The sequence below is a fragment of the Corynebacterium sp. 5QC2CO genome (genome assembly GCF_024580435.1).
In the GTDB taxonomy this organism is placed as follows: Bacteria; Actinomycetota; Actinomycetes; order Mycobacteriales; family Mycobacteriaceae; genus Corynebacterium; species Corynebacterium jeikeium_D.
Genome location: NZ_JANIKI010000001.1, coordinates 378,143 through 392,865, shown reverse-complemented (window position 1 = coordinate 392,865; position 14,723 = coordinate 378,143). Strand labels below are relative to the sequence as shown.

At 58.4% G+C, this 14,723-nt stretch carries 13 protein-coding genes; 4 read left to right on the top strand and 9 right to left on the bottom strand.

Annotated elements, in window-relative coordinates; all coding sequences use genetic code 11:
* Window positions 1-29: 29 nt before the first annotated feature.
* The 3 genes from lepB to NQ014_RS01800 form a co-directional block, all read right to left on the bottom strand.
* The gene (lepB, locus tag NQ014_RS01810) at window positions 30-827 is read right to left on the bottom strand and encodes a signal peptidase I (protein ID WP_048735525.1); all 798 of its coding nucleotides are present in this window, start codon (window positions 825-827) and stop codon (window positions 30-32) included.
* A 74-nt stretch (window positions 828-901) separates the two neighbouring features.
* Entirely contained in the window at window positions 902-1,243 is a 342-nt protein-coding gene (rplS, locus tag NQ014_RS01805; protein WP_048761860.1) for a 50S ribosomal protein L19, read from the bottom strand.
* Window positions 1,244-1,382: 139 nt separating this feature from the next.
* Complete coding sequence (locus NQ014_RS01800) at window positions 1,383-2,792, bottom strand: HNH endonuclease signature motif containing protein (protein WP_257073303.1); 1,410 nt, start codon at window positions 2,790-2,792, stop codon at window positions 1,383-1,385.
* 351 nt (window positions 2,793-3,143) lie between these two features.
* Between NQ014_RS01800 and NQ014_RS01795 the strand changes: the two genes are divergently transcribed.
* Window positions 3,144-4,127, top strand: a complete 984-nt coding sequence (locus NQ014_RS01795; RefSeq protein ID WP_257073302.1) for a DUF1648 domain-containing protein — start codon at window positions 3,144-3,146, stop codon at window positions 4,125-4,127.
* Between the two features lie 38 nt (window positions 4,128-4,165).
* Here NQ014_RS01795 and NQ014_RS01790 read toward each other — a convergent pair whose 3' ends face one another.
* Window positions 4,166-6,481, bottom strand: a complete 2,316-nt coding sequence (locus tag NQ014_RS01790) for a Tex family protein (RefSeq protein WP_257073299.1) — start codon at window positions 6,479-6,481, stop codon at window positions 4,166-4,168.
* Window positions 6,482-6,563: 82 nt separating this feature from the next.
* Between NQ014_RS01790 and NQ014_RS01785 the strand changes: the two genes are divergently transcribed.
* Window positions 6,564-7,058: a DUF1877 family protein gene (locus NQ014_RS01785; RefSeq protein WP_049171521.1), complete on the top strand. Its 495-nt coding sequence runs from the start codon at window positions 6,564-6,566 to the stop codon at window positions 7,056-7,058.
* Here NQ014_RS01785 and NQ014_RS01780 read toward each other — a convergent pair.
* From NQ014_RS01780 to rpsP, 4 genes are all read right to left on the bottom strand, one after another.
* Entirely contained in the window at window positions 7,018-7,665 is a 648-nt protein-coding gene (locus NQ014_RS01780) for a phosphatase PAP2 family protein (RefSeq protein ID WP_257073297.1), read from the bottom strand. The two genes, NQ014_RS01785 and NQ014_RS01780, sit on opposite strands and share 41 nt — an antisense overlap.
* Complete coding sequence (trmD, locus tag NQ014_RS01775; RefSeq protein WP_070652936.1) at window positions 7,665-8,552, bottom strand: tRNA (guanosine(37)-N1)-methyltransferase TrmD; 888 nt, start codon at window positions 8,550-8,552, stop codon at window positions 7,665-7,667. Before trmD ends, NQ014_RS01780 begins: the two co-directional genes overlap by 1 nt.
* Entirely contained in the window at window positions 8,549-9,043 is a 495-nt protein-coding gene (rimM, locus tag NQ014_RS01770) for a ribosome maturation factor RimM (protein WP_257073362.1), read from the bottom strand. The genes trmD and rimM overlap by 4 nt, the downstream gene beginning before the upstream one ends.
* A 143-nt stretch (window positions 9,044-9,186) precedes the next feature.
* Window positions 9,187-9,669 carry a 30S ribosomal protein S16 gene (rpsP, locus tag NQ014_RS01765; protein WP_038628648.1) on the bottom strand — a complete coding sequence of 161 codons (483 nt, stop codon included), beginning with the start codon at window positions 9,667-9,669 and terminating at the stop codon, window positions 9,187-9,189.
* A 298-nt stretch (window positions 9,670-9,967) separates the two neighbouring features.
* Here rpsP and NQ014_RS01760 point away from each other — a divergent pair, with 298 nt between their 5' ends.
* Window positions 9,968-12,118, top strand: coding sequence for an acyltransferase family protein (locus tag NQ014_RS01760; RefSeq protein WP_257073291.1), 2,151 nt, complete (start codon window positions 9,968-9,970; stop codon window positions 12,116-12,118).
* A 15-nt stretch (window positions 12,119-12,133) separates the two neighbouring features.
* Here NQ014_RS01760 and ffh read toward each other — a convergent pair whose 3' ends face one another.
* On the bottom strand, window positions 12,134-13,747 hold the full coding sequence (gene ffh / locus NQ014_RS01755) for a signal recognition particle protein (RefSeq protein WP_048735500.1): 1,614 nt from the start codon (window positions 13,745-13,747) through the stop codon (window positions 12,134-12,136).
* 546 nt (window positions 13,748-14,293) lie between these two features.
* Between ffh and NQ014_RS01750 the strand changes: the two genes are divergently transcribed.
* Window positions 14,294-14,641, top strand: coding sequence for a hypothetical protein (locus tag NQ014_RS01750; RefSeq protein ID WP_257073288.1), 348 nt, complete (start codon window positions 14,294-14,296; stop codon window positions 14,639-14,641).
* The last annotated feature ends 82 nt before the right edge of the window (window positions 14,642-14,723 follow it).

Genomic DNA, 14,723 nt, shown 5'->3' with positions numbered 1-14,723 from the left:
GCACCGGCGGCGTGAGCTGACTGTGCTGACTAGTTGTGCTGGATGTCCGGATCATCGACGCCACCGATGCGGTTAAACGGCAGGATGATTGCCTGCACCTTGCCGACGACGTTATCCAGCGGCACAGTACCCTGCAGCTCGTCACCCATGTGATAGCGAGAGTCCGCAGAGTTGGTGCGGTTATCACCCATGACCCACAGATGCCCCTCCGGCACTGTCACCGGCCCGAAGTACGGGCCACCGCACTGCTCTGAGCCAAGATTATCCACCACCGGCTTGTCTGCCGGAGTTTTAATGAAATCCTGGTCTGTCATCTTGCCGTCAACCATGATGCCGGGATCTCCTGGGCGACACTGCACAGTCTGCCCACCTGTGGCAATCACACGCTTGACCAACGCATTTTCATCCGGGGCGACAAGTCCAATCCAGGAACCAACCGTCTGCAGCGAGTTCGCCACCGGGTTGGTTGAACGCTGTGACACGTAGTTACTATTCCAGGACTCCGGGCCATTAAAGACGACAACATCGCCAGGCTTGGGATCTGAGAACTGGTAGGAAACCTTATCCACCCAAATGCGGTCACCGGTGCACCCGACACATCCGTTGAGCGTCGGCTGCATCGACTCGGACGGAATCACGTAGACGCGGCCGATAAAGGACTGCACACCGGCACTGATGAGCAGGGCAATCACGATAATGATTGGAATCTCGATGTACCACGGAGTGTGCTTTTCAGGCTCCTCGTCAAGTTTCCGGAAGCCTTTCAAGCCTTCAGTACGGTCTTCTTTTTGGCCGTCAGTCTGTTCGCGCGAATCGTCGTCGGTCATGGGAAAAGACTATACGCGATAGAAAAATCCCCACCGAGCTCAACACTCGATGGGGATCATTTTGCGCCAAAAGACTAGCGGCGCTCCTTGATGCGTGCAGCCTTACCGCGCAGGTTGCGCAGGTAGTACAGCTTCGCACGGCGAACGTCGCCCTTGAAGACAACGCGAATCTCGTCGATGTTCGGGGAGTGCACCGGGAAGGTACGCTCAACAGCGATACCGAAGGATACCTTGCGGACGGTGAAGGTCTCGCGGACGCCACCGCCCTGACGACGGATAACGACACCCTTGAAGACCTGAATACGCTCGGTCTTACCTTCAACGATCTTTACGTCGACCTCGACGGTGTCACCAGCGCGGAACTCCGGGATGTCGTCGCGCAGGTATGCTGCATCAACCTTGTCAAGAATGTTCATGGAAACTTATTCCTTTACTTTTTGCATAGACAGAGGACCCTGGCGGCGCTTTCCCACAGAGGGACGCTCGGCCGGTTCATGCCCGAAACAGGTAAAGCTGCCTATAAAGACAACCTGCAAATTATTACACACCCCCTGGTCAGAAACCAAACTCTTCCACGTTCGGCGGGTCTTGCGGGTCTTGGGGAGCTTCCGAGTCTTGGGGGTCTTGCGGGTTGGGAGTATCGGTGTCTTCTCCCCTGCGCGCTTCCTCGACCAGCTTCCGTGATTGCTCTATCAGCTCCTGGCGATACTCGTTATATTCTGCCAGCGCCTGCGCCATTCGCAGTCCCCGTTTGTCGAAAGTGTAGCGCCCGTGCCCGGCAAGCGGCCCGTCTTCCAGGCTCACCGCCTTTTTGCCCGTGCTTGACGACGTCCACAGTTCCACCCCATCCCGATCACGTGCAACATTCCAAAGACCAGCTGTTTTCATGTTGTGGTGCCGGCGGCAGAGGCAGTGGAGGTTCGGCGTTTCTGTTGCCCCGCCCTCCTCTGGGTGCTCTTTGTCGTACGGCTCAATATGGTCAATGTCGCAGAGCTCCGCGGGTACATCACACCCCGGAAAGCGACACGTTCCGTCCCGACCTTTAACGAAGGCCCTCTGACTTTCGGTTGGGGCGTAGCCCTCCGCGGTTTCGTCGGCAAGCATACGAATATGCGTGACCTTATCAATCCACGCCTGCGTAGCTAACTGCGAGATCCAGCCAACGCCGCCAAGCCAGGCGGTGCGGGGGCGCTCCTCTGTGGCAGGACAGTATAGGTTGAGTACGATTTTTGCCTCGGCGGTGCCGCGGATGAGGTGTGTCAAAGCTTCGACTCGAGTGCAGCCAGCTGAGCTGGAGATGGACTCGAGGGTGGTTTTGAATTCGAGAGCGCGGGTCTTTTCCAGCTCCATAAAAACTTCCGCGAAGTTGTCGCTCTCTTCAAAACCGATACTCTCTCCTACTATTTCGCGTTCTCCTGCAGGAAGCAGCGGATCGACATCACCCGGAAGGTTTTTGGGGCGAAGCTGAGGTTCAATTTCTTCGATAACCCGTTGCAGGAATTTATGTAGGCTGCGCACTCCCCGGAGTGCCTCGCCATGCTTTCGGGGAATGACAAAGCGGGCAATTTCTTCTTCAACAGCTGCACGCACCTCTGGGTCGTGGAGCGGCGCTGTCGCGCGAGCAATGGTGATCAAATGCGCAAAGGGCAAATGAGCTCGAGCTTTAATAAAGGCACCCAGCCGAGGCATGCGCGCTAACTGAATGCCGACCTCTACATACTCGAGCGCTTTACCGCGGGAAATACCCAACTCGGGCGCGATTTCAGCAATGTATGCATCCACATCAATCTCAAGCGACTTCGGCGTGCAACCGCAAGCTATACCCAGTTCCAAGCGGTTGCGTTGGATACCCGCCACCGCCAACTGGTTCGTGGATGACTCGTGGAAAAACTGCGGCGCTTCAGGCAGCAGAGCCGCTTGGTAAACATCGGACGGTTGTTTGGCCGGACTATCTTTTTCAGACATTGTTCCCCCAAAGCCCCAACCCCGCTCAGTGTCGAGGACGAGTGAATACCACTAGCTCAACGCCAAGAAGAGAAGCTCAAGCACTTTGTTCTTGATACCCCCCATTCTAGCACGCCCGTTCGATTTTACAACCCCTTTAATAAAACTTTTTCGCTTGTATTTTCGAGTGTGATATTGAGTGTGTTATCAAATGTCACGAGGTGCATCTTCTGGCGAAACTCCGCGCACACTAAGACGGCACGCTACAACCGCTCGCTACAACGTCACGCTGATACAGCACTCCAAAAACGAACGCCACCGACCGCTGCCGACCGTTGCTACAAAGCCCCCCCCAACTGCTAGATTGTCTCCATGCAGCAGATTCCACGCTTTGACCCCTGGATCGTTCGAGGAACAATCATCGCCCCGTGCGTTCTGGCCATTGCACAGCTTCTGTGGGTAATTGCCATTTCCGACCGACTACCGGAGCAATTAGCAACGCATTGGAGCGGTAACGACACTCCCAACGGTTTCATGCCGCCAGTTCAAAGCACGTTGATTATGGCGATCATCGTCATAGCATGTGCGCAGATCGGTTGGCTCGGCGCCAAGACCAGTACGCCGCTTGTCGTACGCAAGCCAATTGCAATAACCAACCTCGCTCTCTGCGGCTTCTTAATCGGCGTTGAATTCGCGATTATCATCCCGCAAATCGGCACGACGGACCCTACGACCGCCCGAATCGGCTGGATCTATGCAATAGCCGGCGTCATCATCGGCCTAGTAGCGGCCCTGCTCGTGACGCGCCGCCTCAAGGACTACTCCTCGCTTACCGACGCCACGGTCACCGAGCCGACATCGCCACAGTTGCCCCATCGAGAAGGAGACCCGACTCCCATCGACGTCAGTGTGACCATCTCTAAGGGCGTCAAAATCGCCCTCGCAGTCTGGTGCGTGGTGTCTGTAGCGCTCGCAGTGTTCCTGCCAAGCCTCGGCATTGTTTTTCTGCTGTGCACGCCGCTATTCCTCATCGCATATGAAACCGGCATGACACTAGACACGGACCCGAAGACAGATTCCATTACCGTTTTTAACGGCTGTGGACCGCTGAAGATGAAACACCCCATTGAGCTTCGAACCATCAAATATGCGAAGCCGGCCACTTATAACTGGGCCGACGGTGGCGGTATTGGGCTTCGACTTGGCAATGATGGCCGCATCACCGTGGCGGCACGGTCAGGCGAGGCAGTCAAGATTGAGACCTCGGGGTCCGATTACACCATCGTCGTACCGGATGGAATGGCTGCGGCTGTCGCGGGTGAGATCAACAGCCGCATCGACGCTATGCGCCAATAGGCTATGCGCTAATAAATCAAGCGCTAACAGATCGAGCGCTAAAAGCCTGCCCTGCGCAGCGCGTCAGCCATGGAGCCGCCGCCTCCACCGCGGTTGGCTCCACCGCGCTTCTTATTCTGGGAACCACGCTTTCGGCCGCCTCCACGGCCTTCTCCGCGACCGCCGTCACGCTTTGGCTTGGCATCCGAGGCGTCGTCGTCAAGCCTGAGCGATAGACCGATGCGATTGCGTTCGACATCAACGTCGAGAACCTTCACCTTGACCACCTCGCCCGAGCGGACGACCTCGTGCGGGTCGGAGACGAAACCGCGGGCCATGTTGGAGACGTGGACGAGGCCGTCCTGGTGGACTCCGACGTCGACGAAGGCGCCGAAGGCCGCGACGTTGGTGACGGTGCCCTCGAGAATCATGCCGGGCTGAAGATCGGAGACCTTCTCCACACCTTCCTTGAAGGTGGCGGTGACGAACTCGGGACGCGGATCGCGGCCGGGCTTGTCCAGCTCGGTCAAGATGTCCTGGACGGTGGGCAGGCCGATGCCGGCGGACTCGTCGACGAAGTCTGCAGCACGTACCTTGGACAGGACACGGGAGTTGCCGATGAGCTCCTGGACACTAACGCCGGTCGACGCGGCGATGGCATCGACGACGCGGTAGGACTCCGGGTGCACAGCGGAGGCATCGAGCGGGTTGTTAGCGCCGTGGATGCGCAGGAAGCCGGCGCACTGCTCGAAGGCCTTCGGGCCAAGACGCGGAACCTTCAGCAGCTCCTTGCGGGAGGTGAAAGCGCCGTTTTCGTCTCGGTAAGCGACGATGTTGTCCGCAACAGTCGAGGACACGCCAGCAACGCGACCGAGCAGCGGCGCGGAGGCGGTGTTGACCTCGACGCCGACAGCGTTGACGGCATCCTCGACCACGGCATCGAGAGAGTGCTCGAGCTTGGTCTGGGAAACGTCGTGCTGGTACTGGCCGACACCGATGGACTTCGGATCGATTTTGACGAGCTCGGCAAGCGGGTCCTGCAGGCGACGGGCAATCGACACGGCACCGCGGAGAGATACATCCATGTCCGGGAACTCAGCTGCTGCCAGGGACGATGCGGAGTACACGGAAGCACCGGCCTCAGAGACCACCACTGGGGTCGGCTTCTTGCCGCCGGCCTGAGCAATCAGGTCGGCGATTTCGCGAGCCAGGGTTTCGGTCTCGCGGGAAGCGGTGCCGTTGCCGATGGCCATGAGCTCCACGCGGTGCGTGGCGCAGAGAGTGGCCAGCTGCTCCTTGGCGCCAGACCAGTCATTGCGCGGCTGGTGCGGGTAGACGATGGCAGTATCGAGCACCTTGCCAGTGGAGTCGACAACGGCGCACTTCACACCATTGCGGTATCCCGGGTCCAGGCCGAGAGTGGCGCGCTGGCCAGCCGGTGCAGCCAGCAGCAGGTCACGCAGGTTACGGGCGAAGACATCCACGGCTTCGGCCTCGGCGCGCTCCTTCAGTCGAGTGCGGGCATCGAGGGCAGCGGACACCTCCAACTTGGTGCGCCAACCGAAACGAACGGCCTGGTCAATCCACTTGGAGGCACCGCCGTCGGGAAGCTCAAAGGCCTCACGGATCATGTGCTCGTAGGTCTCATCCTCACCCGCATCGATGTTGAGAGTTAGAATGCCCTCGGCCTCACCCCGCAGCACGGCCAGCACACGGTGGCTAGGCATGGTGTCCAGAGGTTCGTTGTGCTCGAAGTAGTCACGGTACTTCGCACCCGCAGTCTCCTTGCCCTCCACCACAGCAGCGGCGGCGGAACCGGAGGACCACACCTGCTCACGGACAGAGCCAACCAAATCAGCATCGGTAGCGAAGCGATCGACCAGGATGGCACGGGCACCGGTCAGAGCGTCCTTCGCATCCTTACCAGCTGCCTCGCCGTACTTAGTGGCTAGAGTCTCGGGGTCCGCGGCTGGGTCGGCCAGCAGCTCCTCCACCAGCGGTTCGTACCCGTCCTCACGCGCAATATCGGCCTTGGTCTTGCGCTTCTTCTTGTACGGCAGGTAGAGATCCTCCAGCCGTGCCTTGGTATCGCAGGCGAGGATGGCGGCCTTGAGATCGTCGTTAAGCTTTCCCTGCTCTTCAATGGCGGCGAGAATCGTTTGCTTGCGCTCTTCTAGTTCGCGCAGGTAAACGACGCGTTCCTCGATGAAACGCAGCTGTGTGTCATCGAGTCCGCCGGTTACTTCCTTGCGATAGCGGGCGATGAAAGGCACGGTGTTGCCTTCGTCGAGAAGCTTGATAGCGGCGGCGACGGCACTTTCGGCAACGTCCGCACCAGTGGCGGCGAGTTCTCGGGCAATTACTGATGAAATCACCCGGGCAACTTTACTATCGTGGAAGTACTAATTGGCGAACACCCCACAGAAGGCTCGCAGTAAACACCGGAAAAGGAGCCCCATGAAGCAGAAACTCTGTGCCGAATACCTGCGCATCTCCGATGAGGAGGCAGCGCGGTTAGTTGAGGTCGCAGCACCTGCGGCGACCAGCGACGGCGGCACGGCGGGGCTTGTTACCGACGGCGCGGAGAAGATTATCCTGCAGCACTTCGTCGACGTTCCGGACGAAGACGCCCTGGACATCGACACGGACTGGGAGTCCCTGCTGCGCACGTTGACCGGCAATCCCATCGACGGCCAGGCACTCGGCGACCCACTGGCGGAGGCCATTCTCGGCGCCGACCGCGTCTGCCGCAAGCCGCTGTCTGCAGTCATCCGCGCCGATCGCGTCGGCGACGTGCACCAGACGCTGGCAAGCATCGATCTTGCCGCCCGCATCACGGACAATGGTTCGCTTATCGACGAAGCCACTGCGACACAGCGGTACCGCGAACTCGTGGCCTTCTACGAGGAGACTAAGGCAGCGCGTAGCGCCGTGCTCGTGGCCATCTCCTAAGAACTAGCAGCGCAACTGCTAAGCCGATAACTCCGGCGATGAGGCCGCCGATAACATCGGTAAGCCAGTGCGCCCCGACCCACACGCGCGACAGTGCCACAGCGCCGATAAGCGCGATGATGGCCAAGTCGAGCAACTTGCGGGCTGTGCGGCGCAATACGGGGATGGCCAGCTGCATCGCGGCCATGCCACTGGAAGTAACCGCTGCCACATGTGCAGAAGGAAACGCCGCATCGTGCAGGTTGACCAGTGAGAACTCCTCACCCGGTCGGTCGCGGTCCAAAAACCACTTCATGGCATAAGTCACCGCAATCGACGAACCGAATGACGCCGGCAGTAGCAACGCCCACGCACGAAAGCGGAACCATAGGAGCGCCGCAGCAACGAGCGTGACCGGCGCGACGTAAATCGGCCGGATAATCTCGCTCAAAGTCAGCATCAAACTATCGACGCGGCCATCCCGCGCCCCATGCAGGTCACTGACCCAGCCCGCAAACGACTGATCCACGCTCCCCGCCAGCTGCGTCTGAGTGAACCACGCCAGTGCACCTAGGACAGCTAACCAACCAATGACATGCCGGGGTCGCGCAATTCGAACACGTGCCACTAGCAGTTCTCCTCGGTTACTTCCCCAATGACTCCTTGGATTATTTCCCGGTCACGGGCGCTGAGGTCGACGTCGGCAAGCAAATCGGGACGACGTTCGGCCGTGCGGATGAGTGACTGGTCGCGCCGCCAACGGTCCACCAGCGCGTGATTGCCGCTGAGGAGAACGTCCGGCACTGCCAGTCCACGCCACTCGCGCGGCTTGGTGTAGGACGGCCCTTCGAGCAGACCGTCAGAGAAAGAGTCCTCCTCGTGGCTTTTGCGATTGCCCAACACACCCGGGATCAACCGCACGACGGACTCCGCAATCACCAGCACCGCCACTTCCCCGCCGATCAGCACATAGTCCCCAATAGAGACCTCACGCACGCGGTAACGATTAGCGGCATCATCAATAACTCGCTGGTCAATGCCCTCGTAGCGCCCGCACGCGAACACAATGTGCTCCTCGTGTGAGAACTCCTGCGCCATCTGCTGCGTAAACGGCTCGCCCGCCGGGGTCGGGACGATCAGCAGGGGTTTCGCTGAATCTTCTTCGCTTAACGACGGCACTTCCGCTGCAGCATAGGAAGATTCCTCGGCCAAACCCAATTTCTGATCATGGCGGACATTGTCCAAATGTGGCACAGCGGATGTCAGCGACTGCTCCGCTTTCAGCGTCGCCACCTCGTCGAGGGCGGGACCCCAGACATCCGGCTTCATCACCATGCCGGGGCCACCGCCGTAGGGAGAGTCATCCACGGCTTGGTGTACACCTGGCGCCCAGTCGCGCAGGTTGTGCACTCCGACGCTCAAAATACCCTGCTCAATTGCCTTGCCCAGCAGCGCATGACGCAGTGGCTCGAGGTACTCCGGGAAGATTGTGACTACATCGAGACGTAAGCTCACAGCTCCAACAGTCCTTCCGGCGGCGTGATGGTGACGGTTGAGTTCTCAAGGTCTACTTCCGGAACGATTTCCTCTACCAGGGGGATAAGAACCTCCCGGGCGCCGTCGTCAAGCGTGACTTCAAGGAGACGGTGAGCGGGTGCGCGGACGATAGAAGTGACCTCGCCGATATCGGTGCCGTTGTGGACAACGCGCAGGCCAACGAGCTCAAAGTCATAAAAGTCCTCGTCTTCGAAGACGGGCTCTGCATAAAACTTCATGCCCCGATGGCGCTCGGCCTCATTGCGACCCGGAATCTCCTCGAAGCGAACCAGCAAACGCCCCTGGTGCGGGCGTGCCGTTTTAACAGTCAGCTGTTCCTCACGGCCGGCCTGTACGCCCAACAGCGTGGCCCCGACTGCGAAACGCCCTTCCGGGTCATCCGTTGTCGCATCGACGACGACTTCCCCGCGCACACCGTGGGGCTTGATCACTCGGCCAATAAGCACCATGTCAGCTACCGACACGCGCACACTCCCTCTCTTATAAAGGCTCTGTAAAACACCCGCGTAAAGCAAAAAGGCGCCACCCAACACTTCGTCTTGAAGTATAAGGTAGCGCCCGGATTAGCTAAGCGGCGTACTCAGCGTCCTTATTACTCGGCGTCCTCGGAAGCCTCGGACTCAGCAGCCTCAGCCTCGGCAGCCTTTGCGGCCTCCTCAGCTTCCTTAGCAGCCTTAGCTGCTTCCTTGGCCTCGCGGCGCTTAGCGGTGATGGCCTCAGCGGACGGGCCGTTGTTGGCCTCTTCCAGAGCCTTGTTGAACAGCTCGAGCTTGGTCGGCTTCGGCTCAGCAACCTTCAGAGTGCCCTCTGCACCCTCGAGGCCCTTGAACTTCTGCCAGTCGCCGGTGACCTTCAGCAGAGCCAGAACCGGCTCGGTCGGCTGTGCACCGACGCCCAGCCAGTACTGAACGCGCTCGGAGTCAATCTTGATGATCGACGGCTCTTCCTTCGGCTGGTAGATGCCCAGGTTCTCAATGACCGCACCGTTGCGACGGGTACGAGCATCAGCAACGACAACGCGGTACTGAGCAGTACGAATCTTACCCAGGCGCTGCAGCTTAATCTTGACTGCCATGAGGAGTTCCTCTTTCTTCTATGTCACTGGACAATACTTATGCATCCGAGCTCACGAGAAATTACTAACGAAGTGCCTCGGACCGGTTTTGCCCTTGGGATATTTACACTGCGCGTGACCACCGGGCGGCCGTGGCCGGATCCGATGAATTCGCAGTCGTGCCTCAGCTGAGGATTCTCATTGAGACAACTCGGGGTATGTTACCAGCAGTTTTTGGAAATTAACAAAACCGCGCACTCGAAACGCTGCATACCCACTAAAGCTGAACGTCGTTGACAGTGCGGTAACGTAACATTCTATGAAAACCACCGGCACCCAGTATAGGTATGACTTGGACGGACTACGGGGCATTTCGATTGCCCTCGTAGTCCTTTTCCACGTTTACGTCGGCCGCGTTTCCGGTGGTGTGGACGTATTCCTCTTGCTCTCCGGGTTTTTCTTCTTCGGCGCGCAGTACCGTAATGCCATCAACCCCAGGCAGTCCATCAATCCATGGTGGAGTATCTGGCGCACGCTGCGTCGCCTAATCCCGACACTGGTGCTGGTCCTCTTCGCGACAACCCTGTTTGTCATTTACTTCATTCCATCGCTTCGCACCCTCGACATTGCCCAGCAACTCCGCGCCAGCCTGCTCTACTACCAAAATTATGAACTGGCACTCCAGGGCTCGGACTACGCTGCCGCAGAGAGCGAAACCTCCCCACTGCAGCACCTGTGGTCAATGTCGGTACAGGGTCAGTTTTATCTCGGCTCCATTTTGCTCATCTCCCTACTCGCCTGGGCGACGCGCTCACCCCAGATTGTCGGTGCGGTTACCTCACCGGTGGAGGCGAAGCGCACCGACGCTACCGGCGGTAAACTCCGCCGAATCCTCACTCCGTTGCTGGCAGTTATCACTCTCGGCTCGCTTGCCTATGCTTTCTATATGCACTCCGAGAACCAGGGGTGGAACTACTACTCCACTGTCAGCCGCCTCTGGGAACTCTGCCTCGGAGCACTACTCGGACTGATTCTCGTCCGGGGCTCCGTCCCCATGCCCAAGCCTCTTCGAGTGCTGTTAGCAGGCATCGGCCTCGCACTGGTGGTCTCCACCGGTTTCATCTTCGACGGCGCCGCGCAGTTCCCAGGCCCTTGGACCCTGTGGCCCCTCGGTGGTGCTGCGCTGATTATTATCGCCGGCCCTGAGGCGGGTTGGATCTCTAAGTTCCTGGCCAGCCGCCCAATGCGCGAAGTAGGCCAGAGCGCCTACGCGCTCTACCTGTGGCACTGGCCTCTTCTTATTCTGGCCATAAACTACCTCAACCGCGATACTCCGGGGCTGAAGCTTGGCACCGCAGTGATTGTCGTTTCCTTCATTTTGGCCAAGCTCACCAACAAGTATGTCGAGCTGCCACTGGCTCAATCGACTCGCCGACCGACCCGGACTCAGCCCGTCGTCGGCGATGCAATCCACGCAATTAAGCATCGTCGCCCGGCTCGTCGTCAAGCGGTAGTCGGCACTGTTGTCGTCATTGCGTTGGTCGGCATGTCCAGCCTGGTCAACGTGCAACAGGTGCGCGTCGATCGCGCCTCCGCCACCAGCCTCGATCCTGAGGTCTACCCAGGTGCACTCGCGCTTACCGACGGGTACGAGGTCCCCAAGGCAGCCACAAAGCCGAATACCGATTTCATCACGGACCTTTGGCCGGAACCCGCCCTCGATGGCTGCCTTGCGACAGGCGGTGAGGACGTCGGATACTTCCCACCGAATCGCCGTTGGCGCGATGAGACCCAGCCGTGTGTCTACGGTGATCCGGATGCTAGTGAATCGATTGTCATCATCGGGGGCTCGCACATGGAGCATTGGTTTGCCCCGATTGATGCCTACGGCAAGAAGCATGGCTACCGAGTGGTGGTTCTTCTCCGACAAGGCTGTCCAGCGACCTTAGAACCGATCCACGGAGTCGGCGATATCTGCGTGGCCTGGACTTTCGAGGCTCTGCAGAAAATTGACGAGATTCAGCCAGAGATGGTTTTCACCACTTCAACCAGGCCCTTGTTCCAGGCGGACCCCCCGCAGCCGGGCGACTACACACCGGATGGTTACGTTTCCTTTTTCGCTGCGCTACAAGAACGCGGAATTGATTTCTTCGCCATCCGCGATAACCCATGGGCGCTACGGGGGGACTTGGACCAGTTCGCCCCCAGCGTGTGCGAAGAAGCGGAAGAAGACTGCACTATCCACCGCAAAACTGCCCTAAATGCAGAAAATCCCGCTGAGGAGATTCTTGCGAACTTCCCCAACGGGCACAGTCTAGATTTTTCCGACATCTTCTGCGGTCCGACCACCTGCCGTAAGGTTATCGGCAATATCTACGTCTACCGCGACAGCAATCACATCACCGATGAACTAGCGGCCACTTTCAGCCCTGAAATGGACCGCCAGATTCAGAAGGCTCTGCGGGACTAGCTACTTCTTGCCCTGCTACTTCTTGCCCTGCCCGAAGTCGAGATTGTTGAGGTCAAAGTCCTCCATACCTTCTGGCAGCTGGTTACCCATCTGCTTCTGCAGCTTCTGCAGTTCAGCCATGCTAGGCATACCCGGCATGCCCTGCATACCTGGCATTCCAGGCATACCGGGCATTCCGCCACCGCGCATTGCCTTCGGCGGCGTCGGACCACGGTTAGCGCCCTTGCGCTTATTCTTGCCCTTACCCTTTCGACCACGCTTGGCCTTGCGGTTCGATGGGCGACCGCCGCCCATACCAAATCGGCCGGCCATCTGCGCCATCATCTTCCGCGCCTCATTGAAGCGTTCGATGAGCTGGTTAACTTCCGAAACGGACACACCGGAACCGTTGGCGATACGACGACGTCGTGAAGCGTTCAGAATCTTCGGATTCTCGCGCTCTTCCGGAGTCATACCGCGGATAATCGCCTCGATGCGGTCAAGCTGCTTTTCGTCGACCATTTCCGCGGCCTTGGACATTTCCGCGCCGCCGGGGAGCATCTTGAGGATGTTGCCGATTGGGCCCATCTTGCGGACCATCATCATCTGCTCGAGGAAGTCCTCGAGAGTCAACTCGCCGGAACCAATCTTCTGGGCGGACTTGGCAGCCTGCTCATGATCGATTTCCTTGGACGCGACCTCAACCAACGTCTTCAGGTCACCCATGCCAAGGATGCGGCTGGCCATGCGGTCTGGGTGGAAGACGTCAAAGTCCTCCAACTTCTCGCCTGTGGAGGCGAACAGAATCGGCTTACCGGTGACCTCACGGATAGACAGTGCAGCGCCACCACGCGCGTCGCCATCGAGCTTGGTCAGTACAACGCCGGTGAAGTCAACGCCGTCTCGGAAGGCCTTGGCGGTCTCTACCGCATCCTGACCAATCATGGAGTCGATGACAAACAGAACTTCATGCGGGTTGATGGCATCGCGAATATCGCGGGCCTGCTTCATCAGAACCTCATCGATACCCAGGCGACCTGCGGTATCGATAATCACCACATCGTGGCGATGCTGGCGAGCATAAGCGAGGCCGCGGAACGCGGCGTCAACTGGGTTGTCCTCGCTAGTGCCCATTTCATGGGTGGAATCGAGGCTGGTGCCCGGGAACGGTGCAAAGCACGGCACGCCCGCACGCTCAGCGACAATTTCCAGCTGCTGCACCGCACCTGGACGCTGCAGGTCACAGGCGACGAGAACTGGGGTGTGCCCCTGATCCGTGAGGTACCTGGCCAATTTACCGGCCAAAGTGGTCTTACCAGCACCCTGCAGACCGGCCAGCATGATAACCGTCGGCGGCTGCTTCGACATATTGAGACGTCGAGTCTCGCCACCGAGGATGTTAATCAGTTCCTCATTGACGACCTCAATAATCTGGTTGGCCGGGTTGACCGTCTGACTGCCAATAATTTCGTTAGCGCGTTCCTTGATGCGCTTGATGAAGGTACGGACAACCTCGAGGGAGACATCGGCTTCCAGAAGAGCCAGCCGAATCTCGCGGGCGGTGGCGTTAATATCCGCCTCAGTCAGGCGGCCTTTCCCGCCCAGCCCCCGCAGGGCACCCGTCAAACGATCGGAAAGAGACTCAAACAAGTTTCCAGCTCCCCTTTTGCCTTGTCTTTTCTTAACTGTTCTACCGTACCCGCTGGATACTCCGTTTGGCACATATCTACAGCTTCGCCTATCGACAACGATTGCAGCCCATCCACCCTAAACGCCCCGATTCGGGTGTAGCCAATAGGAAGTAAAAACAGCAATAGGATAAAGCTCTTTTATTCTCGCGGACGTTAAATTACTGTTCGTTATTTTAACGTGACAATTAAACAAGTCTCCAGATATGAATGCCCTACTGCGTAAAGAACGTTTATCCAACCCAGCTACCACCAGTTAGATAACAGACAAATAACGCCAGTGGCTAGCTTTTGCTAAGGGCACCCTTAGTAAGAACCTCCCCCGGAATGGCGTAAGCCAAATAGCAACCCGGCGGCATTGCAGCAGGTCAAAGCACACCACTCCGCACCTGATGTTATTCCTATAACTACCTCCAATGCCATTCATATATCAACCAGTTTATGGTTAATCATGAACCTAGTTAACCGCAGTTGGCCTGGTTTTATTTTCCGCCGTGCACGATGAGGGATGAACGGCGAAATCATATTCATTGGTCACGGCTACTGTCCAACTTCCGACGATGAAAACCCCGGCGATGATGCACCGGGGGACGATGAGAATCCGGGCGATGACGCACCGGGTGACGATGAAAACCCAGGTGACGAACAGCCCGGGGAGGACGAGAATCCTGGGGAGGAAAATCCAGGCGACAAGCCCGACAACCCTAAGAATGACGGTAAGAAAACCGGGACCAAGAACACTGGTCTAGCAGTCACTGGTGTTCAGGCGACTGCCCTCGGCGGTGCCGCTCTAGCACTCCTGGTCGGTGGCGTGGCAGCTACCCGACTCGCACGCAAGAATTCTAAGGATTCCTAGCACAACTCTCCGCTAGATTCCTAGCACCTCAACACTAAAGGCCCCGGAGCTCCGCGTATCCTCTACAGAAATCTACGCGGTG

Excerpts from the sequence above, each read along its gene's own strand:
- NQ014_RS01795 (WP_257073302.1), top strand. The coding sequence starts at position 3,144 with ATGCAGCAGATTCCACGCTTTGACCCCTGGATCGTTCGAGGAACAATC.
- NQ014_RS01750 (WP_257073288.1), top strand. The coding sequence starts at position 14,294 with ATGAACGGCGAAATCATATTCATTGGTCACGGCTACTGTCCAACTTCC.
- NQ014_RS01800 (WP_257073303.1), bottom strand. The coding sequence starts at position 2,792 with ATGTCTGAAAAAGATAGTCCGGCCAAACAACCGTCCGATGTTTACCAA.
- NQ014_RS01760 (WP_257073291.1), top strand. The coding sequence starts at position 9,968 with ATGAAAACCACCGGCACCCAGTATAGGTATGACTTGGACGGACTACGG.
- rplS (WP_048761860.1), bottom strand. The coding sequence starts at position 1,243 with ATGAACATTCTTGACAAGGTTGATGCAGCATACCTGCGCGACGACATC.
- lepB (WP_048735525.1), bottom strand. The coding sequence starts at position 827 with ATGACCGACGACGATTCGCGCGAACAGACTGACGGCCAAAAAGAAGAC.
- rimM (WP_257073362.1), bottom strand. The coding sequence starts at position 9,043 with ATGGTGCTTATTGGCCGAGTGATCAAGCCCCACGGTGTGCGCGGGGAA.
- rpsP (WP_038628648.1), bottom strand. The coding sequence starts at position 9,669 with ATGGCAGTCAAGATTAAGCTGCAGCGCCTGGGTAAGATTCGTACTGCT.
- NQ014_RS01785 (WP_049171521.1), top strand. The coding sequence starts at position 6,564 with ATGAAGCAGAAACTCTGTGCCGAATACCTGCGCATCTCCGATGAGGAG.